Genomic DNA, 25,030 nt, shown 5'->3' on the forward strand with positions numbered 1-25,030 from the left:
CTGATTTGCTACTCGCTAGAAACAGCATTTCGGGCAGCGTAAAAAGCCTTCTGTCCTTTGCATCAGAGCGATAAGTATATACATTGGCTCATCCATAACATACAGATGCACAATGGGACTGAAGATTAGGTTGCTTATCCTCTCTCTGGTTTTTACGTCCCTTACGGCATCATCTCAAGTGATGCAATCGGTACTGTGGGAGGTGTCCGGAAGGGGACTGAAAGACAAATCTTATCTTTTGGGTACAGTTCACACCCTTTCCCCGTCTCTGCTGGACAAATTTTCAGTGAAGCAGTACATGAGGAAGGCGCAGTTTGGCGTTTTTGAAATCTCTGGTGACCCCATCATTCCGGCACAGCCCAAAACGAACGGTACGCTGGAACGGCCCCAGCCTCCTCTGGATAGTCTTTTCAGCAAGCAGGACTATGCATTGGTAGACAGCATCTTCTCCGCTTCTCCATTAGGTAGTATAAAAGCGCACAATGAGGATGCCGACTTGCTTGGCATGCTGTACGCAGTTAGGATGCTGAAGCAAACATCCGCTGCGGCCGAAACGAGCGGCTTAGATACGGGAATTGCCGAGGAGATGAGGCGCACGGGAAAGCCGCTGTTTCGCCTCGATGCCGATGATGATCCTGACAGAAGAGCTCTAGAAACCAGTTATACTCTGCTAGCAAATCTGATTGTTCTATCTATTAAAGATAAAGACAGTAAGGCTGACCGTGCTTTTAAAGAAAACATGGAAGCGGCTTATATAGCGAAGCTTTCTGCCGACCTGAAGCTCAACGAAGAAGCGACAGGGTTTATGAGAGAAATAACGGTGCGACGAAATCTGTTGTGGTATCCGCAGCTGGAACAGAAGATGAAGGAAGGTTCTTGTTTTGTAGCCGTTGGCCTAGGGCACTTGCAATACAAAAGCGGGCTCATTACGCTGTTGCGCCAGCATGGATATAAGGTAAAGCCGGTTACGTTGCTTAAAAACTAGGAAACGGAACGTGGATTCTGTTCAGCTAGCCGTTGCAGCTCTCATTCTTGCACAAGGCTATATTGCCACACTTGCCCTAGGTCGACCAGACTCTACGTATCCATTCAGGATATCACCTGCTAGTGTACACTGCCGAAAAAAATAAAGCACGAAGCCTACTTTAATAGGGGCGCTGAGCGTATCGTACGATCTACACGAAGCGCAGACTTTGCGCTACAACCCCAATAGTTCGCCTGCTGCACCAAAGGCTGACTTCTGGCCGCTGATTACCTGCTGACGCAAAGAAGCTAGCTGCACTTGCACTTCGGGGCGCGCATAGAAGCGCTCTTCTAGGCCGTGGCGGATGGCTTCGTGGAGCCAGTGCAGGTTTTGCTGCTGCCGCCGCCGCTGGAAGTAGCCGCTGGCCTGGGTTTGCTGCGTGTAGTTTTGAATGACCTCCCACACTTGCGGCACGCCCGCGCCGCTCACCGCCGAGCTGGTCGTGACCACCGGCTGCCAGCCCGAGTCGGTGGCAGGGAAGAGGTGCAAAGCGTTTTGGTATTCGCGGCGGGCCCGGCGAGCCGCCAGCTCGTTGCCGCCATCGGCTTTGGTGATGGAAATGGCGTCGGCCATTTCCATGATGCCTTTTTTGATGCCCTGTAGCTCGTCGCCGGCGCCGGCTAGCATCAGCAGCAGGAAGAAGTCGACCATGCCGTGCACGGCGGTTTCGCTTTGGCCCACGCCCACCGTTTCCACGAAAATGACGTCGTAGCCAGCTGCTTCGCACAGGAGCAGGGCCTCGCGGGTGCTGCGCGTGACGCCGCCCAAGGAGCGCCCCGCCGGCGACGGCCGGATGTACGCCTGCGGATGCGCGGCCAACTGAGTCATGCGGGTTTTGTCGCCCAGGATGCTGCCGCCGCTGCGCTGGCTCGTAGGGTCGACGGCTAACACGGCCAGCCGCTTGTGCTGCTCATTCACTAGAAACAGGCCTAGGGCTTCAATAAACGTGCTTTTGCCCACGCCCGGCACGCCCGTAATGCCTACCCGCACCGACTGGCCCGCGTGCGGCAACACCCGATCGAGCACCTGCTGCGTGAGAGCTTGGTCGGAAGCTAGGGTGCTTTCCGCGAGGGTAATGGTTTGGCTGAGCACGACGCGGTTGCCGGCCAGGATGCCATCGGCGTATTGATCAGCGGAGAGGCGCTTGAGCAAGGAACAAAGAGTTAAGCAGACAGAACGTGTACGAGGAGCCTAGCAGCGCAGGTTCCAAATTGGTAGGTGCAGGGGATGACGCTGACGTAATAGGAAGTACTATTTATTCTAGGGTTTTCAATAAATTGTCCGCTGATGCACTGCGCGGTACTGGCTTAAAAGTAGCAGATTGCCTGCGCTTCCAGGTTCTTTCCCTTTCTCGAACCCACCTATCTATGAAGAAACAACTTACGCTATTCTTAGCCGCTCTCGGGCTGGCTTTGCCAACTTGCTTATACGCCCAAAACGAGCTGGGAAACTTCTCCGCGACGGGACGCGGGGGTGTCATCAACACGTTTGCCACCGACTATCAAGTGATTGGCGTGAACCCCGCCAACCTAGGTCGCGGGGGTGGGGCGCGGGTGGCCTTCACCATTGGCGAGGTTAGTGGGGCAGCTAACTCTCAGTCGCTTACTAGGCAGCAGCTCAAAAACTTTGTTTACAACCGCGACCAAAGCCTGACCTTGGCCGATAAGCAAGGCCTAGCGCGCTCCTTTACTTCAGATAATGCGCTCAACGTGAATGCCGGTGCTACGGCGTTCGGCTTATCCGTGCAACTGCCCGTGATTGGTGGCATTGCCGTGAGCAGCCGGCAGCGCGTAGTAGGACACGTAGAATTGAATAGGGACGCAGCCGAGCTCTTATTTTTAGGAGAAGATGCTCCCATTTACGCCAACTACGACCCAAATAGCGGGAAGGTGCCGCTTATTTCGGAAGTACTGGCGGGCTCAGCCGTGCAAGCTTCCTTCCTGAACGAATACAACATTGCCTGGGGTAAGAAACTCCTTGATCTGCCAGCGTTTCAGCTGTCGGCGGGTGTGGGCTACCGCTACGTGCAGGGCTTCGGCGTGATGGATATCCGCATTCAGCCCGGCGACCTAAAGGCGTACAGCTCCTTGTCGCCGGTGTTCAACATCGACTACAGCAGCATCAGCGCTGGCAACCCCGACTTCAACGCGCAAGTGGATGGCGGCCTCGAAAAGACCGGCAAGGGCCACGGCTTCGACCTAGGGGTAGCCGCCGAAATTGGTAAAATGATACGTGTGGGCTTGTCCGTTACCGACATCGGCCACATGACTTGGGAAGGCAATTTGCTGTCGGCCAACGATCAGAAGCTGAAAAAGCTTAATTCGACCGGGGTAGGAACCTACAACTTCTTCAAGGAAGCTTCCGAAATTTTGGCTTCCGGCACCGACAGCTTGTTTCAGTACCAAGCTGGCCAAGCCCGCCGCGCCAACCTGCCCACCAAGCTGCGCGCCGGCTTTGGGGTGCGCATCAGCGAGTTTCTCGAAACCGGTCTCGACGTGACGCTGCCGCTCAACAGTGTGGCCGGCAACTACGTTTCGCCCTACGTAGGCGCAGGTATCGACTACAGCCCCAAACGCTGGCTGCGCCTAAGCAGCGGCCTAGCAGGTGGCGCCGGGTCACGGCTGAGTGTTCCGTTCGGTATCACGTTCGTGAGCAAAGTATACGAAGCTGGCTTTAGCACCCGCGACGTGCCAGGCCTGCTCACGGCGAAGAACCCGTACTTATCGGCAGCCGTGGGTGTGCTGCGCTTTAAGTTTGGCAAAGCTGATTGAGCGCGGTAGCGCGAAGCGTGAGCTTCGCGCTACCGGCTTGTGGCGCTGCCCAGCCTTACGGATTGCGCAGAAAAATTGGCAGCCCTAGCTTGCTGCGCCGGCCACCTAGGTTCAGGCCATCATCGAGGTAGTTGCAGGCTTTACCAACGGCATTTGGGTTCTGGATGACACCTAGGTAGGGGTTGTCCTCGCGGGCCACGTAGATTTTGCCGTCGGGGCCGAGCTGCAAGCTGCCCACTTTACGGTTGGCCGAGTTGCCTACGGGCGTCACCTTATTCGTAGCTAGGTCGAACTGCCACACCTGCGCGTTGCCGCCGCCGGTGCCGTTGCTGCTGCCGTAGAGCTTGGTGCCATCGGGCGAAAACTCCACGCCGTAGGCTTCTTCGTAAGGACCAAAGGAGCGGGGCTTACTCACCTGCCCGGTGCGCCGATCGAAGTTGAATACTTCAAACTTGTTGCTTTCGCGCCACAGGGCACTGGCGAGCTTGGTGCCATCAGGCGAAAACTTCAGGCACCCGATGGCATTGCGGCCGGGGCCAGCGTTCATGCTGCCCACATTGCTCATCACGGGTTTGCCAGTCACGCCATCGGCCGTTACGAGGTAGGATACGAACGCATTGGAATTCCAGCGGTGGGCCACCACCCACACGTCGCGGCCGTTCTGGTGCCGCACGGCGGCTAGCTTTTCGGCCACGGGCGTGATGAGCAAGAGGTTGGCGCGGGGCACATCCCCTAGGCCATTGTCGCGCGTCATATCCACGATGGAGTAGCGCAAGCCGTTCACGCCGCCTTGCGGAGCCGTGGTGAACACGTAAAATATATTGCCACTGCCAGGGTCTGGCACGACCAGGGCGCTTTGGGTGCTGGAGCCGCTGCCCATCAGCTTGCGGCCGTTGGGCATCACCTGGTGCTGGCGGTTGAAGATGTTTTCGCCGTTGGTGTAGAACAGCAGCTGGCCGCGGCTAGTAGTGGCCACAGCACTGCCTTCGTACGTCGTCATTTTGCTGTCGAGCAGCGGAGTAGGCTGCGCATCGGCAAACGAGAGGCCCGCCTGCTGACCAAAGTACCAGATGGAGCTTTCGCCCTGAGCATGAGCCCAAAAACTAGGTGTGCTGAGCAGCAACACTAGCAGAAAACGATAAAACATAAGAGGGAGAGAAGAGGATACTAACGCCAGCAGGAAGCTAGCTTACGTGCAAACGGCCCACTGGCTGCAAACGTAATGTGTGCTTTGAATCTTGCAAGCTCCCTTAGTAAGTGGCGTTGGATTTTATACGCAAACACCAAGCTGCCTAGGCTAACAGAAGCTAGCGTAAGGCCACGCTCAAACGCCTCAGCCCGCTGGCTATGACTTTCGGTAGAAGCGGTAACCAACTTCTAAGATAATCTGCTGTAAGTTCTGATGCAGGTAGTGTGACTGTTGCTGAAATTGAATCGTGCGCCGGTACTGGGTTAGGCCCCATTCGTAGCGCGCATTAACATCGAGCCGCCACAGGCTGACGCCAACCCCAGCTTGTAGGGCGGCCTGCAACCGAGCCGGTGGCGCGGCCAACGCATCAGCGACGGCCTGCACGTCGGAGCTGGTGAATTGTCGGTTATTAATCGTGTTGCGAAGATGATACCCAAGGCTAAGTCCCGCAAACAGGCGAAGCGGCCCCGATTGATAGCCTGCCAAGAGTCGAGCGTCGAGGTGCCGGATGCGTTGGGCGGCGTACTGCAGCGAGCCTAGGTTGTAGCTTATTCCTATCGGTGTAGCTAGGGTTGAAACGTAGCCGATTTCTGGCTGCGCATACCAACCGCCCCACCTGCCAGCGGCCAAAGAGGGTGATGCCATTCCCCGTTTCATCATTCGACTGATCTGCCTGCGGATCGATGGTAACGGAGCCTAGCTTGGAAGCCGATTGGCCGGAGTGTAGCCGCGCAATGTTGAAGCTGCCGCTGACGCCTAGCGCCTGGAGCTGTTGGCCCTGCGCAGTACTAACTGCGCCAAGAATAAACAGCGAGACTACGACGGAAGTAAACGTGTTTTGCATAATGAATGAGGGATAAAGGATACCGAAGAATGCACATGAACTAATAGCAGTAAGGAAAGGATAAATAGCTGTATTGCAAACGACAATGGGCGATAGTTTTGGTGAAAGCCTCACCTCAAATCGGCCACTCGCCCGCTAGCAACCTAGGTAGCAATGGCTGCACAATGAGGTAAGTGGCTCCCCACAGACGGTGCTCGCCTACCTGAAAAAAGGGAAAGCGCGCCGACGCGTCCCGGGTAGGTGACCAGAACTCACCCTCTTGCAAGGTACTGGGGTTGGCTAGGTGGCGTACGCTCACGACTAGCACTTCCGCGATTTCGTGTTCCATGGGCAGCCAGGCAACGGGTGGCACGATGCTCCCCAGGAATGGCGTGATCAGGAAGTTACTGCCATACGTTGGAATGGCTGGCAGCGTGTCCAGGATTTGCACATCGGTGGTAGGCAGGCCGGTTTCTTCCCACGTTTCGCGCAGGGCAGTATCCACAAGCGAGGCATCGGTAGGCTCCGGTTTACCGCCGGGAAAAGCAAGCTGTCCGCCGTGAATACCGAAGTCGCCGCGACGCACTAGTACGAGTTGCAGTTCGCCAGCGGCATCACGATAAATAGGCACCAGCACGGCAGCTTGGCGGAGAGGGGCAGCAGAAAAACGCATATTAAGAAGCAAGAATAACGACAAAAGTAGTGCGCCAATCAGCTCGGCGCTGTAAGCTCGTAAGTAGAGGCGTGCGCTCGTACCTTTGGTTCCATCCTCCTGCTACTACCACCCGTGTCTACTGCCTACGACGTTGCCATTATCGGAGCCGGACCCGCCGGCACAGCTTGCGCGCTAGCTTTGCGCGGGAGCGGTTTGCGCGTCGTGCTGCTCGACCGGGCCAAGTTTCCCCGCGACAAAGTGTGCGGCGACATCATTCCGAGTCCTGCGTTGAAGGCGTTGCGCACGCTCTCTATGGAGCTGTACGAGGAAATACTCGCGCTAACCCGCAAAGCTGAAGCCCCTACAAGTTGCCTGATCACGCCCGACGGCCACCAGGTACGATTTCATTGGAAGGGCCGTACGTTCAACAGCGCCCGGTTGCACTTCGACGAACACCTGCTGAATACGGTTAAGAAGCACACGGATGTGCACGTGCTGGAAAGCAAGCCTGTGGTAGGAGTCGCGCTAGCTTCCGACCACGCTGTGCTGACCACTGCTGACGGCGACTCGCTCACCGCACGCTTAGTTATTGGCTGCGACGGCGCTAATTCGGTGGTAGCGCGCAAGCTCACGCCGCGCTCTTTCGACCGGACCCGGCACTGCGTAGCCGTGCGCGCTTACTTCAGCGGCGTGACCAACATGCCCGAGCGTACCAACGAGCTCTACTTTTTGCGCGAATACCTACCAGGATACTTTTGGGTTTTTCCGGTTGGAGAGGGCATGTACAACGTGGGTTTTGGCATGCTGTCGGCCACCGCCGCGGCGCAGAAGCTCGATCTGAAAAAGGTCTTGCTGGCGATTGTGCAGGAGCACCCCCAAGTAGCCGGGCGTTTTGTTGATGCTACCCAGATATCGGCTATCGGCGGGGCAGGGCTGCCGCTGGGAGGTACGCAGCGCCCCATTGCCGGTGCCGGCTTTCTGCTAGCCGGCGACGCGGCTTCGTTGGTAGAGCCGCTGCTAGGGCATGGTATCGACACGGCTATGCAAAGCGGCATGCTGGCGGCTGAGCAGGTGAAGCGGTGTTTTGCCAGCCAAGATTTCAGTGCTGCCGCCATGCAATACTATACCCATGCGGTTCAGGAAAAGCTAGGTCGTAAGCTGGCCCGCAACTATTGGCTGATGCGCTTTCTATCCAACAAACCGCGGCTAGTGAGTGCTAGCTTTCGTTTAGCCAGCAACTCACTCTTGCAGAAATGGCTCGTGCGCGCTGTTGGCTGATAAATAAGCGAGCAGGTGGTAGCTGTATTCACTCTGCTTCAAATACCAGTTGGGGCTTAGCGTTTTGTGCATCATAAAGGCGCAGGCTGCCGTCGGCTACTTCGTAGCGAACAATGGTTGGGAGCGCCGCTAAGTAACGAGCCGCTACCGTGGGGCTGTTGCAAGTGGGGGTAGCTAGGGTCAGCGGCTCTAGGCTTAGCTGTTGCGTGGCGGGCTTGTAGGCAAACTTGCCGTTGAAAGCAGTGTAAGTAGCTAGGCCATTCACTAAGTTGTTCGCCCTGAACTCGATGTAAGAATCAAAGTCGTAGCTGTAGCTGGAAGCCAATAGCGGAAAGTTGCCTACATACGTTAGCTTCCAGCGGGTATTTAACAACGCGCTTCCAGGCGCCAGATCGGAATCTTCCTGACAACTAACAAGCAGCAGAGCAACGCTTGCCAAACAACTACTGACGTATCGGCGCATAACCAGTTTTGTAAAGGGAATCCGCTAAGAAGATCAAGCGGACCTACGAAAGGTTGCATGATTTATGTTGGCCGCCGCTGACCGTGCAACGAATAGGCTGGTAGCACGAAGTGCCCGGTGTGCTGCTTACCCAATGCTGCGAATTACGCCGCCATCTACGCGCACCGAAGCGCCGTTGGTTGCGGAGGCGAGCGGGCTAGCTAGGTACACCACTAGGTTGGCTACTTCCTCGGTAGTGGCAAAGCGCTGTAGTAACGAGGAAGGGCGCGCATGCTGGAAAAAGTCGTGCTCGGCTTCTTCTGCCGACTTGCCTTCGGCCGCTAGCTTTTTGATAAAGTCCTGCACGCCCTCCGACGCCGTGGGGCCGGGCAGTACCGAGTTGACCGTCACGTTGGTGCCTTTGGTAAGTTCCGCTAAGCCTCGCGCTACGGCTAGCTGCGCCGTTTTGGTAGTACCGTAGTGAATCATCTCTTCGGGAATCTGGAAGGCCGATTCGCTGGAGATGAACAGAATGCGCCCCGCGTTCTGGCTGAGCATCTGGGGGAAGTAGTGGCGCGAGAGCCGCACGCCACTCAGCACGTTTACCTCAAAGAACCGCATCCAATCCTCGTCGCTAATTTCGGCGAAAGGCTTCGGCTCGAAGATGCCCACGTTGTTGACCAGAATATCAACCTGCGGTACTTCTTGCAGGAGGTGCTGCACCTGCTCAGCCTGTCCAAAATCGACGGCTACGCCCCGCACTTGCGCACTAGGTGTTTGGGCTTTGATCGTGCCAATGGCTTCCTGAATGCGGGCCTCAGTGCGACCAGTGATGATAACCTGTGCGCCTTCTGCTGCTAGGCCTTGCGCAATAGCCAGGCCGATGCCCGCCGTGGAGCCCGTGACCAAGGCAGTTTTATGGGTGAGTTGGAGGTTCATAAGAGAGGACGTTCGTTGAAAGCTTCAACAAGTACCTAGGTCTACTGTTCACTAAACCCGGCAGCCCGGCTCGGAAGCGCGCAAGTAGCAGCCTGCTTTTTCATGAAGCGTTGTCTTAATCTTAAAACGTACAGATTGCCAGCACCGGGTAAAAGTGCTCTACTTTGCGTCTGTATAAGCTCTTCGATTAGCCTGAAGCACCTGGTCGTGGGCGCAGCCTAGCTGCTTACTATTTACCGCTGCTTCAGCGGATAGCGTAGCTGCCAACCGAGTCGACGAGCACTTCGGGTAAAGTATGATGCCGCGTGAAATACTCATAGCCAGGCTGCAAGCTCTTCCAAAAGTCGTAGTGCCGGCTGTGCTGCCGCGTAAAAAGATTTTCTTCCGTCAGTGAAAAAGGGAAAATATGCACCTGAATGTGTTGCTGGCCTGCATTATGAGCCTCCACAGCCAGTACGTAGGCTTCCTGAATGAGCGCATCCGTAATGGGCACGCACCCAATGGTTACATCGGAGCCGTGAATGAAGATATCTTGGCCAGGATGCGCGCTACCCAGCAGCCGATCGGAGGCGTTAGGGTAGTTCAGCCCCAATGACAAATAGTAAAGGCTACGCGGGTTAAAACGGTCGAGTTCGTAGAAGCCTTCTGGTACTTGTCCATCGCCCTGCGCCCGTTTGGGACCTAGGGTGCCGGAGGTGCCGGCAATAGAATAGGTGCGCAGCAACTGGTACGGGCCTTCGCCTGCGTTGCGCCCCCATACTTCCAACCGTTGCCCAATCTTGAAGGCACGAAAGAACAACTCCAGCCGGCTAGGTTCGATGTGGTGACTTCGTAGGAGCGCTTGCAACGGCTCCCACGTGGCCGCATATGCCGCCCGGACTCGCGGGTACAAGAGCTGTTGGTCTCGAAAAGAAGGTTCCTCTACTTGAGCGCAGCATGTGGAAAGCAACAGTATGACAGCCAGCAGAAAGCGCATAAATGGACAAGACCGCAGAAGCTAGCGCCAATCAGCTGGCGCGCCGCCCAACGACAAGCACAACGGTACCAAGCAGGTAATAAGTATATATTTATATGAATAAAATAGCGCAACTGAGCAGAACAACGGGATAAAGCTCGTAGAGAAAGATTGCGCACAATACGATTGGGCGAGTAGCTACTACCGTTCGGGTCTGTATTAGGAGATTTGGCCGAAACATTCCATTTGGTGCGGCGGTAGCCTTTTCCTTTGCATAGCAAATCAGCAAGTCCTCAACACCTAGCTCTTGCCTTTATCCTTACCTGCTGTCCGTCTCCTAAACTAGAATATGCACACCTGTTTTACCCGTTTTGCTGCTTTTGCTCTGCTGTTATTCGTGATGCTAAGCGCCACCGCTACATTCGCTGCTACGCCTTACACCCGCGCCGTAACCCGCGGTCATGGCTATGCACACCGACCATACTACAAGCCGTATCATGGCGCGAAACACCGGGGTCTGCTGAGCTTGCTACATCGCTAATCAGCTTACTTGGGACACGTCAAATACCGCTAGCATCGTTTACCCGGAAATACACACGCCTATATTGCAACACCGCCCCTGGCAGGTCTTACAGACTAGCTAGGGGCGGCTTTTTTAGGGGGTTGCGGCTACGAGGAGTGCACCGATAGGGGAGGAGTCACTTGTTGTTTGCTAAGCCGCTGGAGCACTACCACCAGCACTAGCACGATAGTGCCGCAGATAATACCGAGCACTGGTGCAGTCGTAACGCCTAGGGCCCAGCCATTGAGCTTGGCACTAAGCACGTCGCAGAAGTTTACCAGCGCCATGTATGTCGTAAACTGCGAGCCTTCCACTTTCGCCTGGCACAGGGCCATTAGGGCGGGAAGAGCGGCTACGCTAAAGCACGGGTCGGCCATATTGGTGAGCAGCAGCCCAGCCGTGCCCACACCTTTGTAGTGCCAGAGGAAATACAAACTGCTAAATCCAAGCAGGAAAATACCTAGCCCGAGCATCACCCAGCGTTGCAGCCGTCCGGCTCCCACCCGGTCCGAAATCATGCCGCCCCCTACGAGTAATACTAGCGTAGCGAGGCTGCCCCAACTGCCCTGCAAGATCGAAACATCACTGTCGGGCCAGTGCAGGCTGTGGATGAGGTGGAACGAATACGCCCGACCAAAAAGCCCCGCGCACAAGTACACCAGAGCGATAATGCCGAACAAACGCAGGCTGCGGGTCTCGGTAACGCTGTGATAAAGCGTTTTGAACAGCCAGCGCAACGACGGATTCTGGGCAGCTTCCTCCCGCGTTTGCCGCGCCCCAAACCTAGGGATAAGCTGGTCGTGGCGGTCGAGGCGAATGAAAAAGGTGAGCACCGTTAGCGCCAGCAAGATCAACGACTGGGTAAGGGCCGCCTGATGAAAACCGTAGCGATGCAGCAAGTAAGACAACACGGCCGCGCCAAACGAAATACCCATCAAGTAGCCCGCCCGCATCAGGCCATTCACGCGGCCGCGCTCCGCTTCGGGCGTCACCTCAATGGCAATGGCATCGACGCTAGCATCCTGGATGGAAGCGAAAATGCTGTGTACAAAGAACAGCCCCGACATGAGTGGCAACTGCGCTACGGGGTCATGGATGAGTAGCAACGACAGCGACACCAGCATGGCTACCAGCTGCGTAAGCACCACCCATTGCTTGCGGTGCCCAATAACGGAGTACTGGTATTTGTCAATTAGTGGCCCCCACACGAACTGAAACGTCCAGGGGATGCCCACGATAGCTGCAAACGAACCCACTGCCTCCGCCGTCAACCCCTTGCCAATCAGATAGTTGTAAACCGCCGTGAGCGCAAAGCCCGACGGGATACCCTGCATGACGTAGAGGTAGAAGAAGGTAAAGTACCGTAGCCCGACACTTTCTTTCAGAACAGGAGCTGCCACAAAGATCCGTTAAGCCAGTAAATCGGGGCGACTTATGGCGTGCTGAATAACCTAATTAATTCTTTGTTTGTTTAAAAAATGCAAGCGCAATGGCGGAGCTTTGGCTTCGTTTTGAAGCGCAAAAGGGCTAGGTTGCTTCTGCGGCTTATGTTGGTCGTCATTACCTGTTTAGCGCGCACCTCTTATGTGCTGTTGCGCTCAACCGCAGCGACAACTAGCCGTAGCAGTAATCGAGAGCGAAACAGTATATTCGCTTTGCCCTTGCCCACCTAGCTGCCCATTCTTGTGAATTCTTCTCTCCGAATGTATTCTTCTTGGTCGGACGCTGCGCTGCTAGATGCGTTGCGCGCACACGACGAAGAAGCCTTCGGAGAAATATATCGGCGCTATTGTTACCGACTCTTCACCCTCGCGTATGGCAAGCTGAAAAGCCGCGAAGTAGCTGAGGAGCTAGTGCAGGACTTGTTCGAATCGCTTTGGAGCAAGCGAGCTACCGCTACCATTCAGCAGTTGGACTATTACTTGTTCTCCGCGCTCCGCTACCGGATCATCAACTATATCAAGGCGCAAAAAGTCAGGGCAGGCTACGAGCTATTCTGCCGCGTGTCGCTGTCGGAAACCGATACCAACACCGAAGATTCGCTGGCTCTGGATGATTTAAACTCGGCCTTTGCCGCCGGGCTGCGGCAACTGCCAGAAAAGTCGCGCGAGGTATTTCGGCTGAGTCGCCTAGAGCATTATACCGTATCAGAAATTTCGGCTCGTGTGCACTTATCGGAAAAAACGGTCGAGTACCACCTGACCAAGTCGCTGAAGCTGCTGCGAAGCTACCTGCGCGAGTTTCTGCTGATTTTGTTGCCACTACTGCTATTCATTAAGGATAGATAGAGCGCTGTACATCAATATGTTGGCGCGTAAGAATAGTAGTAGCGCCCTAGGCAACGTAAAAAAAGTGCTGGTTCGTTTTAGGGGTGTGCCTGGTTTCGTTGACTTCCTTTTTAGAAGCCCGCCTAACCTCTGCTACTGTGACGGAATCTGAGTTCCATATTCTTCTTCAGCGCTACCTCGACGGCTGTTGCACGCCCAACGAGCAAGCTCTAGTGGATCAATGGTACGACCGACTGGAGCAGGCCGAAGCGAAAATGCTACCTAGCCAAAACCAGGAAGCGATAGAAGATGCCATTTGGCACCGCATGGTGCGCACGCAGCCAGTTGCTGCCCCCGTGGCCAAGGTAGTGCAGCATCCGGCGTCTTTCTGGCAAACGCCTCTTGTGCGGTGGGCAGCCGTATTAGCTCTGGTTGCCGTTGGGCTAGGTGTATTGTTCGGATTGAGCGGCCGGTCTTGGTTGGCGGGGCAAGAAGTAGCCACGGCGAAAGACAGCTGGACGCGCCGCACTAACACCACCCGGCAGGTGCAGGCTTTTACGCTGCCCGACGGTAGCCGTATTACGTTGAATCCAGGTAGTAGTCTGCGATATGCCGCAGGGTTTGCCGGACCTAGGCGCGAGGTATATCTGGTGGGAGAGGCTTTCTTTAAGGTGAGCAAAAACCCGCACCGCCCTTTTCTGGTATTCACCAAACAGGTAGTGACCACCGTACTTGGCACGAGCTTCCGGGTGAAGGCCTATTCGGGTAGTAAAGAAGCTTCCGTGGCTGTACGAGAGGGCAAAGTAGCAGTGCAAGCCCGCACCGCCGCCAACTTAGATGCTACACCCGCTAAGCCCTCCGCCAACGGCGTGTTGTTGCTCCCCAATCAGCAGGTGGTGTACTCGGCTGCCAGTCACCACTTGACGAAAGCCCTGGTGGCAAAGCCGGTGGTGCTAGCTCCCCAGACATTCGAGTTTGAGGAACGACCCGTGCCGGAAGTTCTTACTGCGTTGGAGAAGGCCTACGGGATAGCAATGGTGTACAACAAGGCCAAGCTGGCTGGCTGTACCGTGAGCATTGCCTTCTACAAGGAGCCCTTATTCGAAAAGCTAGACCTGCTGTGCAAATCCTTGGGTGCTTACTACACGCTGGAGGGTACGCAAGTCGTCATTCATAGCAATGGCTGTCAAACAAACTGAGCGTTAGCATCTGGTTGTTTTCTATATAAGGTTTTGTCTTACTGCTGATTAACGCATCCCGTCAGATGCGAAAGGTTGGCTGTTTTCTTTAGTTCCCACCATAATCTCACACTCATGAAAAACCCATTACGGCTTTCACCACCTCTTTGGCGTCCGCTCCGAGTGGTATTGTTGCAACTGGTCCTTACCTGCCTGCTAGCTAGCGTCGCAACGGCGCGCCCGAGCTTAGCCCAGACTGTATTAGAGCGCAAAATTACCCTTCAGGTAGAGGCACAAACCATAAAGGCGACGCTAAACCAGATTGCCAAGCAGACCAACATTCGCTTCGTTTACAGTCAGCAACTAATTGGGGCTGAGCGCAAAGTGACTTTGCGCGCTAAGAATGAGCCGTTGGAGCTCGTGCTAGATGAGATCCTGGCGCCACTGAAAATCCAGTACGAAGTAAGCGAAGACCGCGTCGTGTTGCGCATGCCTTCTAAGCCAGTTTCTGCAAACGTTTCAGTAAACCAGGATATTACCGTAACCGGCCGCGTACTTGATGATAAAGGCGAAGGGCTGCCGGGCGTAAACGTGGTTGTAAAAGGCACGACCAATGGTACTCAAACTGGCGGCGACGGTAGCTACACGCTCACGGCTCCCGATCAAGGTATCTTGGTTTTCTCCTTCGTAGGTTTCAATCCGCAGGAAGTTGCCATTGCTGGCCGCACCACGGTGAACGTGAACCTAGCTCCTGATACCAAGACGCTGAATGAAGTGGTGGTAGTGGGCTACGGCACGCAGGCTAAAAGCGAAGTAACCGGTGCTATTGCTTCTGTAAAGGGGGAAGAGCTCGTAAATCAAGCCTCTCAGAATCCGGTTAGCTCATTGCAAGGGCGGGTCGCAGGCTTGCAAATCACCAACTCTGGTGCGCCTGGTACCTCCCCTGATGTACGCATACGCGGCATTGGCTCAATTGCAGGTAGCGCGCCGCTTTACGTGGTAGATGGTACGTTCGTGCCCGATTTGAGCTTCGTTAACCAAGACGATATTGCCTCCATCGAGGTATTGAAGGATGCAGCGAGTGCTTCCATTTATGGGGTACGCGCCGCTAATGGCGTAATCATCGTCACGACCAAGCGTGGCAAGCAAGGCACACCACGTATCAATTACAATGGCTTTGTGGGCGTGCAGAAGGTGACCAACCAAGTAGAGATGGCCAACGCGCAACAGTACGCTACACTCATCAACGAAAAGAATGGACCTAACTCATTAGCTACCAGCCTGCCGAGTACCGATTGGTTGAAGCAAACTACGCAGCCTGCCACCATCCATAATCATCAGTTGAGCTTGTCGGGTGGTTCCGATAAAATCTCGTACAGCTTTAGCGGTAGCTACCTGAACCAGGAAGGCCTGATCAAGAAGAACAACTTTGAGCGTATCACTGCTCGTTTGCAGACGGACTTCAACGCTACGGAGCACATCAAGCTAGGCTACAGCGCCATTTTCGCTAATACTAATTCGCGCGATATTCCGAGCGATATTTTTTACCAAGCTTTTATTGCTCCGCCGGTACTTCAGCCTTTTCTCCCAAATGGCCGATACGGTGATCCTAACTTAATCGGTAGTGGCCTAGGTAACTTCAGCAATCCACAAGGCAGCCTCGACTACTACAATCAAAAAACGAACGGACAAACGCTGGTTAGCAACGTGTTTGCTTCGTTTAACATCTTAAAGGACTTCACGTTCCGTACAAGTGTTGGTATCAACTACGCCAGCACCAAGTTCTACAACTACCGCAAAGCCGACTCGCTCACTACGGCGCAGGTGTATCGGGGCAATACGTTGCGGAAAGGCTTTGGGCGGTCGAGTACGTTGCAGTGGGAGAATACGCTGACGTATGACAAGACCGTTGGCGACCACCACATCACCGCCTTGCTTGGCAACACTGCGTTGCGCACCCGCGTCGAGCAAGTTATCGGCTCGATAAACGGCGTGCCGCCTGGTTCGGATGCAAACTACTACTTCAACCTAGGTACCGTAGGCACAAGCAACCTCGAAAACCCAGTAGATCTGTTTACGCTAGCTTCCTATTTTGGCCGCGTCAACTACGCTTATAAAGACCGCTACTTACTGACCGCAAGCTTCCGCCGCGATGGTTCCTCGAAGTTCAGCAAGCGCTGGGGTAACTTCCCTTCCGTTGGGGCCGGTTGGGTTTTATCGGAAGAGTCTTTCCTGAAGGAAAACGGGATCTTTGACTTCCTGAAGTTGCGCGTGAGCTACGGCTTGCTCGGCAACGACCAAGTGGTGAATAACATTGCCATCCAGCGGGCTAGCTTTTTGGCTGGTTACACTTCTTTCTTCGGCGGTCAGGCAAACACAGGAGCTAGCATCGACACGCAGGTGCCGCCAAACCTAGCGTGGGAGAAAGTGCGCGAAGGAGATGCTGGTTTGGAAATGCGTTTCCTCAACAACCGCCTGACAGCAGAAGTAGATTACTACGACCGGCGCACCATTGATGCCGTGTTCCCGATTCCGGTACTCACCTCGCCTGGCTACACCAACGCCGGTGGGTTTTATGCTAACAATGCCTCCTTCAAGAATTCGGGGGTAGAAGTTGCCGTACGCTGGGCCGCCGATGCCGGCACCGACTTCAGCTACAGCGTAGGGTTCACGGGAGGCTACAACCAGAACAAAGTGCTGTCGACAGCCGGTGGCGATGCTCCTCTGTTTGCTGGTGGGTTGCCCGTTGGTGGTTATCTAACCACAGTTTCGCGCGTAGGCGCACCGATTGGCTCGTTCTACGGCTACCAAGTACAGGGCATTTTTCAGTCAGAGCAAGATGTCGCTAGATCTGCTCAGACTGATGCCAAAGCAGGCGACTTCCAGTACCGCGACCAAAATGGTGACGGTGTGATTGACGACCGCGACAAGGTAATCATCGGCAACCCGAACCCTAAGTTCAGCTACGGTCTCAACACGAACTTCCGCTACAAGGCAGTCGATTTACAAGTTGACTTCCAAGGGGTAGGCGGGGTCGACATTTACAATGCAACGCGTGGCGTGCGCTACGGCAACGAGAACTATACCGAAGAGTTCTACAATAAGCGGTGGCACGGGGCTGGTACCTCGAACACGTACCCGTCCGCTAATCTTACAGGCCGTAACCTAGATCCGAGTGATTTCTACGTGGAGAAAGGCGACTATGTGCGGTTGCGCAATATTCAGCTAGGATATAACCTGCCCAAAACCTTATTCGGCGAGAAGGCACGCATTCAGGGTATTCGCATCTACGCAAATGCCCAGAACCTATTTACGCTCACCAACTACAGCGGCTTCACGCCGGAAGTTGGGACGTCGTACGACCCAACGAGAAGACCGTACTCCGCGGCCAACCCCACCGGCTACGTGACCGCAACGGGCAGCAACAGCGGCACGAACCCCACTAGCTCGGGTATCGACCTAAATGTGTACCCGCTATCGGTTACCTACAACTTCGGGGTGAACGTGAGCTTCTAAACGCAAAAGACTACATCAATGAAAACCTCTTTCTATACTTTCCGGCGCCGTGCGGTGCTGGCCTTGGGCATCCTAGGTCTGATGGGCGTTGGCTCGTGCAGTGAATCGTACCTGAATGTGACGCCGCAAGGACAACCCCAGAGTGAGCAGTTCTTCACCAACCAAGAGCAGGCCTTGCAAGGCGTGAACGCCATTTATGGTAAGCTGCGCGATTGGAACCTGATTGCTTTCAACTGGCTAGCTGTCACTACGCTAACCTCAGATGATGCGGAGAAAGGAAGCGTCGCCGGCGATGCGGCCTTCTTAGACGACTACACCTTCTTCCGCATGACTGCCACCACGGGGCCAGCGGAAGGGTATTGGGCTGGTCAGTTTCAGGGCATCAACTTGTGCAACCAAGTAATTACCAAAGTGCCCTCTATTGATATGGATGGCACCTTAAAAAACCGCTTAGTAGCCGAAGCGCAATTTGTGCGGGCCTACCATTATTTCAACTTGGTGCGTGCTTTTGGTGGGGTGCCATTGCACACCAAACCTGCGGAAACGCCGGATGAGCTAAACCCGGTCCGCGCTTCGCAAGATGAAGTGTATACCTTCATTGTCAGTGACCTAACTGCGGCAGCGGCCGTGTTGCCTCAAGCGTATTCGGCTAGCGACGTAGGCCGGGCCACGAAGGGAGCGGCGCTGTCGTTGCTGGCGAAAGTGAAGCTGTATCAGAAGCAGTGGGCTGATGTGGTGACACTGACTGACCAAGTGCAAGGGCTAGGGTACTCGCTTGCGCCCGACTTCTACCAGATGTTCCGGGTTGCGGGCGAAAACGGCCCTGAGTCGATTTTCGAGGTGCAGACGCAAACGCTGGTAGGCAACTGCGATGCTTCTAATAGCCAATGGGCCGAGGTGCAAGGACCACGACCCCAATTTGGCTGGGGCTTCTTCAACCCCACCGCGGATCTAGAAAATGCCTTTGAGCCCGGCGACAAGCGTAAGATTGGTACCATCTTGGCGCGCGGTACACTCACGCCTTCTGGCGATTCCGTTACGGCCAAATCGCCGAACCCGCGCTACAACATGAAGGCTTATGTGCCTAACTCGGTGACGAAAGCTTGTAGCTACGGCCGTGACCAGAACATCCGCATTCTCCGCTTGGGCGATGTGCTGCTCATGAATGCTGAAGCGGCAAACGAGCTAGGCCAAACGGCTAAAGCCTTGGCTTCGGTTAACCGGATTCGGGTACGTGCAGGATTAGCGCCTTTAGCATCTACTCTCTCGCAGGAGGCGCTACGCCAAGCTATCTACAAGGAACGTCGGTTGGAGCTAGCTCTCGAAAATGGTGACCGTTTTTTCGACTTGGTACGGCAAGGCCGCGCCGCTACGGTGCTGGCTAGTAAAGGCTTCAAAGCTGGCAAAAACGAATTAATGCCAATTCCGCAAAGCCAAATCACCTTGAGTGGTGGCCGGCTCACGCAGAACCCTGGTTATTAATCACGAAAGCGGGAGCTGGCAATAGCTAGCTCCCGCTTTTGGTTTTGCCTCGCTACCCAACCTAGCTCAGTACTTCGTTCCTACTTGCCACCCATGAAGCATTCTTTCCTTTTTGCCTTCTTCTTCTTTTTAACCACTTCGCTGCTTGCCCAGCAACTACCCGCAGTAGGCAGTGGTGTCCAACGCCCGCGCAAGCTCTCCGACGAGCAATTGCTCGACCTGGTGCAGAAACAAACCTTCCGCTATTTCTGGGACTTTGGCCACCCAGTGAGTGGCATGGCGCGGGAGCGCAGCAACAAGTCCTTCGATTACGGCGACGAAGTGGTAACCACCGGCGGTACGGGCTTCGGCCTCATGGCCATCATCGTGGCCGCCGAGCGCAAGTGGATTACGCGCGAGCAAGCCGCTGAGCGGGTGCTGAAGATTGTCAACTTTCTGTGGAAAGCCGACATGTACCACGGCGTGTTTCCGCACTGGATGGACGGCGCAACCGGCAAAACCATCCGCTTCAGCCTAAAGGATGATGGTGGCGATATTGTGGAAACATCGTTCCTGTACGAAGGCCTGATTTGCGCCCGCCAGTACTTCACGAAGGACACTCCTGCGGAAAGCCAACTACGCAACAAGATCCTGTGGATGTGGGAGAACGTGGAGTGGAACTGGCACACCCAAGGCGGTCAAAACGTGCTCTACTGGCACTGGAGCCCGAATAACGGCTGGAGCATGAACCACCAGATTCACGGCTGGAACGAGTGCCTCGTGACGTACGTGCTGGCGGCTTCCTCGCCCAAGTACGCCATTGAGAAGAAGGTGTACGACCAAGGCTGGGCCACGGGTGATTACTTCAAGAATGGGAAGAAGTACCTAGGTACCACCCTGCCGCTGGGCTTCGACTACGGCGGACCGCTGTTCTTCTCGCATTACTCTTTCCTCGGTATCGATCCGCACGGCCTCAAAGACCAGTACGCTGACTACTGGCAGCAGAACCAAGCCCACACGCGCATCAACTACGACTATTGCGTATCGAACCCCAAGAAGTACAAGGGCTACGGCAAAAACAGCTGGGGCCTCACCGCTTCGGATAGCTACAAGGGCTACGCCGCGCACTCGCCCACCGAAGACCTCGGCGTGATTTCGCCCACCGCCGCGCTGTCGGCCATGCCCTACGCGCCGGCTGAGTCGATGCTAGCTTTGAAGCACTTCTACAACGACCTCGGCGACAAAATCTGGGGCGAATACGGCTTCGTGGACGGCTTCAGCGAGCAGCACGATTGGTACGCAAAGTCCTACCTAGCCATCGACCAAGGTCCCATCGTGGGCATGATTGAGAACCACCGGACAGGCTTGCTGTGGAAGCTGTTCATGAGCTCCCCCGACGTGCAGCGCGGCCTCAAGAACCTAGGGTTTGAAAGCCCGCATTTGAAGAAGTAAGCGCCATTGCACGATGTAGAGACGCAACACTTTGCGTCTCGCCGTTGCTGCTGATGTTTTTCAGGCGTTTTAGCTAGGTCGTTCAACGGGAGACGCAAAGTATTGCGTCTCTACATCGTGCAACGAAGCGGTAGAGATGCTAGCTACGCTGACCTACGGTTCGACAAACTCAGCATGACTGTTCCTTTATCCGCGACCATCCTACCCATGCTCCGAACGCTCCTTCTCCTTCTTACTGTACTGAGTCTAGCCGCTCAGGCGCAGCCAACTTCCAGCCCCGGCCAGCGCACGTATTGCAACCCGCTGAATCTGGACTATGGCTACACGCCCATCCCAAACTTTGCGGAGGCCGGCAAGCACCGCGCTACCGCTGATCCGGTTATCACGCTCTACAAAGGGGATTATTACCTGTTCTCCACGAACCAATGGGGCTATTGGTGGAGTAAGGATCTGTATAACTGGAAGTTCGTGTCGCGCTCTTTCCTAGAGCCGCAGCACAAAGTGTACGACGACCTGTGCGCGCCAGCAGTGTTCGTGCTCGGTGATACGCTGCTGGTCTACGGCTCGACGCAGGAAAAGAACTTCCCGATCTGGATGAGCACTAACCCAAAGAAAAACGAGTGGAAAAAGGCCGTCGACCCGTTCCAGGTTGGCGCTTGGGACCCTGACTTTTTCCTCGACACCGACGGTAAATTGTACCTCTACTGGGGCAGTTCCAACGTGTATCCGCTCTACGGCCAGCAAATCAGCCGCAAAAACTTCGCGCCGATTGGCGAACGAAAGGAGCTGTTCAAGCTGAACGACGCGCAGTTTGGCTGGCAGCGGTTCGGCGAATACCTCGACAATACCTTCCTCGACCCGTTTATGGAAGGCGCTTGGATGAACAAGTACAATGGCAAGTATTATCTCCAATACGGCGCGCCCGGCACCGAATTCAGCGGCTACGCCGACGGCGTGCAGGTGAGCGACAAGCCCTTAGGTCCGTTCACGCCGCAGCCGCATAATCCGTTTGCCTACAAGCCGGGCGGCTTTGCGCGCGGCGCGGGACACGGCAATACCTTTCAGGATACGTGGGGCAACTGGTGGCACCTGTCTACGATGGTTATTGCGGTGAAGAACAATTTCGAGCGCCGCCTAGGTCTGTGGCCCGCGGGCTTCGACAAAGACGGCGTGCTGTACAGCAACACCGCTTTCGGCGACTACCCAACCTACCTGCCCACCGGCCCCGAAGATCACCTGAAAAGCCGCTTTGCCGGCTGGATGCTGCTGAACTACAACAAGCCCGTGCAAGTATCGTCCACGCTCGGCGGCTACGCGGCCAACCACGCCGTAGACGAAAACATCAAAACCTATTGGAGCGCCGCCACCGCCAACAAAGGTGAGTACCTGCAAACCGACCTAGGTAGCGTGTGCACCGTGCGCGCCATCCAGATCAACTACGCCGACCAGGACGCGCAGTTCCTGGGCAAGCAGCAGGGCACGTATCACCAGTACAAGCTCTACCAATCGAATGACGGCAAAACGTGGAAGGTGCTGGTGGATAAAAGTCAGAACCGCACCGACGTGCCCCACGACTACATTGAGCTGCCCGCGGGCGTGAAAACCCGCTACCTCAAGCTCGAAAACATCCACATGCCCACCGGCAAATTCGCCATCAGCGGCTTGCGAGTATTTGGGCTAGGATCGGGCACCAAACCTAGCTCGGTGAAAGGCTTCGTGGTGTTGCGCACCGAGAAAGACAAGCGCAGTGCCTGGCTGCGGTGGTCGCCGACGGATGGGGCCTACGCCTACAACATCTACACCGGCATCGCGCCCGATAAGCTTTACAACTGCATCATGGTGCACGGCCAAAACGAGTACTACTTCAAAGGCATGGACAAAGACCGGCCGTATTACTTCACCATCGAATCCATCAACGAAAACGGCATCTCGCAACGCACGCCGGTGATGGAAGCAAAATAAAATCCGTTCTGCTGGGGCGCCTCGCCCCCAGCCCCCTCTCCGAAAAGGAGAGGGGGAGCCCGATGCAAGAAGGGAAAAGTGCTAGGTTTCCAGTTTTAAGTGATTTTTTCAACGCAATCTTCAGCCCTTCGCACTCAATACTTCAGACGAGTGGCTCCCCCTCTCCATTTCGGAGAGGGGGCCGGGGGGTAAGGCGCCCCACTAGAACGTCATACTTCAACCAATACCCCTTTTACATGAACTCAACTTTCCGCGCGGCCGTGCTGGCGCTGGGGCTCCTAGCAAGTCCGCACCTACAGGCACAGAAGGCTGCCACGGCCACCACCGCCAACGACCCGAAAATGAATCAGTTCATTAATGAGCTGATGAAAAAGATGACGCTGGAAGAGAAAATCGGCCAGCTGAATCTCGTGTCGGTAGGCTTCGACGTGACCGGCCCGGTAGTGAGCAAAGACGTAGACGCGAAGATCCGCAAGGGCCTCGTGGGCGGCGTGCTGAACACCTACACGCCCGTGGCGGCGCGCAAGCTCCAGGAAATGGCGGTGAAAGAATCGCGCCTGCACATTCCGCTCATCCTCGGCTACGACGTGATTCACGGACACCGTACCATCTTCCCGATTCCGCTGGGGCTGGCGGCTAGCTGGGACCTAGCCGCCATGGAGCGTAGCGCCCACATTGCCGGCCAGGAAGCCGCCGCCGACGGTGTTAACTGGGTGTACTCGCCCATGGTGGATATTGCCCGCGACCCGCGCTGGGGCCGCGTGGCCGAAGGCGCCGGCGAAGATCCCTACCTAGGTTCGCGCATCGCCGAGGCTATGGTGCGCGGCTACCAAGGCGCCGACCTCACCAACCCCGCCAACGTGATGGCCTGCCTGAAGCACTTCGCCCTCTACGGCGCCGCCGAAGCCGGTCGTGACTACAACACCACCGACATGAGCCTCCAGCGCATGTACAACGAGTACCTGCCGCCCTACAAAGCGGCAGTCGAGGCCGGCGTGGGCTCAGTGATGAGCTCTTTCAACGACATCAACGGCGTGCCCGCCACCGGCAACAAGTGGCTCATGACCGATCTGCTCCGCAACCAATGGGGCTTCAAAGGCTTCGTGGCCACCGATTACACGGCCATCAACGAGCTGATTCCGCACGGCCTCGGCGACGAGAAGCAGGTGTCGGCCATTGCCCTCACGGCTGGCATCGACATGGACATGGTGGGTGAGGTGTTTCTGAAGAACCTAGCCCAAAACCTGAAAGAAGGTACCGTGAAGCAAGCCGATATTGACCTAGCCTGCCGCCGCATCTTGGAAGGCAAGTACAAGCTAGGGCTGTTCAAAGATCCGTACCGAGGCGTGAGCGAGAAGCGCGCTAAGGCAACCCTGATGAAGCCGGAGTTCATCGAAGCCGCCCGCGACGTGGCCCGCCGCAGCATGGTGCTCTTGAAGAACGACAAGAACACACTGCCGCTGAAGAAATCGGGCACCATTGCCGTGGTTGGGCCGCTGGCTGACCGCGCCCGCGACATGATCGGCAACTGGAGCGGCGCGGGTGAAGGCAAACAAGCCATATCCATCCTGCAAGGCCTGAAAAATGTGGCTGGCAACGGCGTGAAGTTCACCTACGCCCAAGGCGCCAACGTGACCGACGACGAGCAGATGATTGCGCGCCTCAACGCCCACGGCGGCGAGCTAGCCCTCGACAAGCGCACCCCCGAAGCCATGATCCAAGAAGCGGTGCAAGCCGCCCAAGCGGCCGACGTGGTGGTGGCCGTGGTAGGGGAGTCGCAGGGCATGACCGGTGAAGCCGCCAGCCGCGCCGACATCAGTTTGCCCGGTCGCCAGCTCGATCTGCTGAAAGCATTGAAAAAGCTAGGTAAGCCGCTAGTCATTGTGCTCGTAAACGGCCGTCCGCTGACCTTGCCCTGGGAAAACCAGAACGCCGACGCGATGCTCGAAACGTGGTTTGGCGGTACGCAAGCCGGCAACGCCGTGGCCGATGTGCTGTTTGGCAACTACAACCCCGCCGGCAAGCTCACCATGACCTTCCCGCAGGTGGTGGGCCAAGTGCCGATCTACTACAACCACCGCAACACCGGCCGTCCCTTCGCCGGCGAGCAGCTCGACAAATACAAGTCGCGCTACCTCGACGTAACCAACGACCCGCTGTATCCCTTTGGCTACGGCCTGAGCTACACCACGTTCAGCTACTCGAAGCCCGAGCTGAGCAAAGCCACCCTGCGCACCGGCGACACGCAAGAAGTACGCGTGACGGTGAAAAACACCGGCAACTACGACGGCGAAGAAGTCGCGCAGCTCTATATCCGCGATATGGTAGGTTCCATCACGCGGCCCGTGCAAGAGCTGAAAGGCTTCCAGAAAGTGATGTTGAAAAAAGGGGAGAGCCGCACGCTCACCTTCCGCCTCACCCCCGACGATCTTAAGTTCTACAACGCCGATCTGAAATTCGTGTCAGAGCCCGGCGCCTTCCAAGTGATGGTCGGCGGCAACTCGCGGGATGTGCAACAAGCTAGCTTCACGCTGGAATAAGAAGGCCTAGCTAGGT

18 protein-coding genes are annotated in these 25,030 nt (G+C 55.9%); 10 read left to right on the top strand and 8 right to left on the bottom strand.

Annotated elements, in window-relative coordinates; all coding sequences use genetic code 11:
- The first annotated feature begins 112 nt into the window (after positions 1-112).
- The gene (locus tag BXP70_RS05595) at positions 113-985 is read left to right on the top strand and encodes a TraB/GumN family protein (protein ID WP_086593032.1); all 873 of its coding nucleotides are present in this window, start codon (positions 113-115) and stop codon (positions 983-985) included.
- Positions 986-1,198: 213 nt separating this feature from the next.
- Here BXP70_RS05595 and meaB read toward each other — a convergent pair whose 3' ends face one another.
- A complete protein-coding gene (gene meaB / locus BXP70_RS05600) occupies positions 1,199-2,176 on the bottom strand; it encodes a methylmalonyl Co-A mutase-associated GTPase MeaB (protein ID WP_086593033.1) in 978 nt (325 codons plus the stop codon).
- Between the two features lie 215 nt (positions 2,177-2,391).
- Here meaB and BXP70_RS05605 point away from each other — a divergent pair, with 215 nt between their 5' ends.
- The gene (locus BXP70_RS05605) at positions 2,392-3,795 is read left to right on the top strand and encodes a DUF5723 family protein (protein ID WP_086593034.1); all 1,404 of its coding nucleotides are present in this window, start codon (positions 2,392-2,394) and stop codon (positions 3,793-3,795) included.
- A gap of 55 nt (positions 3,796-3,850) precedes the next feature.
- Here the strand turns inward: BXP70_RS05605 and BXP70_RS05610 are convergent, their stop codons facing one another.
- The 3 genes from BXP70_RS05610 to BXP70_RS05620 all read right to left on the bottom strand — a co-directional run bounded on the left by BXP70_RS05610 (position 3,851) and on the right by BXP70_RS05620 (position 6,480).
- Positions 3,851-4,942 (bottom strand): WD40 repeat domain-containing protein, encoded by a 1,092-nt coding sequence (locus BXP70_RS05610; protein WP_086593035.1) that lies wholly within the window; start codon positions 4,940-4,942, stop codon positions 3,851-3,853.
- Positions 4,943-5,140: 198 nt separating this feature from the next.
- Entirely contained in the window at positions 5,141-5,629 is a 489-nt protein-coding gene (locus BXP70_RS05615) for an outer membrane beta-barrel protein (RefSeq protein WP_179197599.1), read from the bottom strand.
- Positions 5,630-5,943: 314 nt separating this feature from the next.
- Positions 5,944-6,480 carry an NUDIX hydrolase gene (locus BXP70_RS05620; protein ID WP_086593037.1) on the bottom strand — a complete coding sequence of 179 codons (537 nt, stop codon included), beginning with the start codon at positions 6,478-6,480 and terminating at the stop codon, positions 5,944-5,946.
- Between the two features lie 114 nt (positions 6,481-6,594).
- Here BXP70_RS05620 and BXP70_RS05625 point away from each other — a divergent pair, with 114 nt between their 5' ends.
- On the top strand, positions 6,595-7,740 hold the full coding sequence (locus tag BXP70_RS05625) for an NAD(P)/FAD-dependent oxidoreductase (RefSeq protein WP_179197600.1): 1,146 nt from the start codon (positions 6,595-6,597) through the stop codon (positions 7,738-7,740).
- Positions 7,741-7,768: 28 nt separating this feature from the next.
- On the opposite strand, the gene BXP70_RS05630 is transcribed toward BXP70_RS05625, so the two are convergent.
- The 4 genes from BXP70_RS05630 to BXP70_RS05650 form a co-directional block, all read right to left on the bottom strand.
- Positions 7,769-8,203 (bottom strand): META domain-containing protein, encoded by a 435-nt coding sequence (locus tag BXP70_RS05630; protein WP_086593039.1) that lies wholly within the window; start codon positions 8,201-8,203, stop codon positions 7,769-7,771.
- 126 nt (positions 8,204-8,329) lie between these two features.
- A complete protein-coding gene (locus BXP70_RS05635) occupies positions 8,330-9,121 on the bottom strand; it encodes an SDR family NAD(P)-dependent oxidoreductase (protein ID WP_086593040.1) in 792 nt (263 codons plus the stop codon).
- Between the two features lie 244 nt (positions 9,122-9,365).
- Positions 9,366-10,013: a L,D-transpeptidase family protein gene (locus BXP70_RS05640; RefSeq protein WP_218779746.1), complete on the bottom strand. Its 648-nt coding sequence runs from the start codon at positions 10,011-10,013 to the stop codon at positions 9,366-9,368.
- A 732-nt stretch (positions 10,014-10,745) separates the two neighbouring features.
- Positions 10,746-12,038 (bottom strand): MFS transporter, encoded by a 1,293-nt coding sequence (locus BXP70_RS05650; RefSeq protein ID WP_245849513.1) that lies wholly within the window; start codon positions 12,036-12,038, stop codon positions 10,746-10,748.
- 285 nt (positions 12,039-12,323) lie between these two features.
- On the opposite strand from BXP70_RS05650, the gene BXP70_RS05655 reads away from it, so the two are divergent.
- The 7 genes from BXP70_RS05655 (at position 12,324) to bglX (ending at position 25,014) form a co-directional block, all read left to right on the top strand.
- Positions 12,324-12,926, top strand: coding sequence for an RNA polymerase sigma factor (locus BXP70_RS05655; protein WP_143436378.1), 603 nt, complete (start codon positions 12,324-12,326; stop codon positions 12,924-12,926).
- A 137-nt stretch (positions 12,927-13,063) separates the two neighbouring features.
- Complete coding sequence (locus BXP70_RS05660; RefSeq protein ID WP_143436379.1) at positions 13,064-14,104, top strand: FecR family protein; 1,041 nt, start codon at positions 13,064-13,066, stop codon at positions 14,102-14,104.
- A gap of 114 nt (positions 14,105-14,218) precedes the next feature.
- Positions 14,219-17,599: a TonB-dependent receptor gene (locus tag BXP70_RS05665; protein WP_143436380.1), complete on the top strand. Its 3,381-nt coding sequence runs from the start codon at positions 14,219-14,221 to the stop codon at positions 17,597-17,599.
- Between the two features lie 18 nt (positions 17,600-17,617).
- Positions 17,618-19,081 (top strand): RagB/SusD family nutrient uptake outer membrane protein, encoded by a 1,464-nt coding sequence (locus tag BXP70_RS05670; RefSeq protein ID WP_086593045.1) that lies wholly within the window; start codon positions 17,618-17,620, stop codon positions 19,079-19,081.
- A gap of 93 nt (positions 19,082-19,174) precedes the next feature.
- On the top strand, positions 19,175-20,512 hold the full coding sequence (locus BXP70_RS05675; RefSeq protein WP_086593046.1) for a glucoamylase family protein: 1,338 nt from the start codon (positions 19,175-19,177) through the stop codon (positions 20,510-20,512).
- Between the two features lie 207 nt (positions 20,513-20,719).
- Positions 20,720-22,474 carry a family 43 glycosylhydrolase gene (locus BXP70_RS05680; RefSeq protein ID WP_086593047.1) on the top strand — a complete coding sequence of 585 codons (1,755 nt, stop codon included), beginning with the start codon at positions 20,720-20,722 and terminating at the stop codon, positions 22,472-22,474.
- A 236-nt stretch (positions 22,475-22,710) separates the two neighbouring features.
- Positions 22,711-25,014: a beta-glucosidase BglX gene (gene bglX / locus BXP70_RS05685; RefSeq protein ID WP_086593048.1), complete on the top strand. Its 2,304-nt coding sequence runs from the start codon at positions 22,711-22,713 to the stop codon at positions 25,012-25,014.
- Positions 25,015-25,030 lie beyond the last annotated feature (16 nt).

Origin of the sequence: Hymenobacter crusticola (assembly GCF_002154225.1) — a bacterium.
Classification (GTDB): domain Bacteria; phylum Bacteroidota; class Bacteroidia; order Cytophagales; family Hymenobacteraceae; genus Hymenobacter; species Hymenobacter crusticola.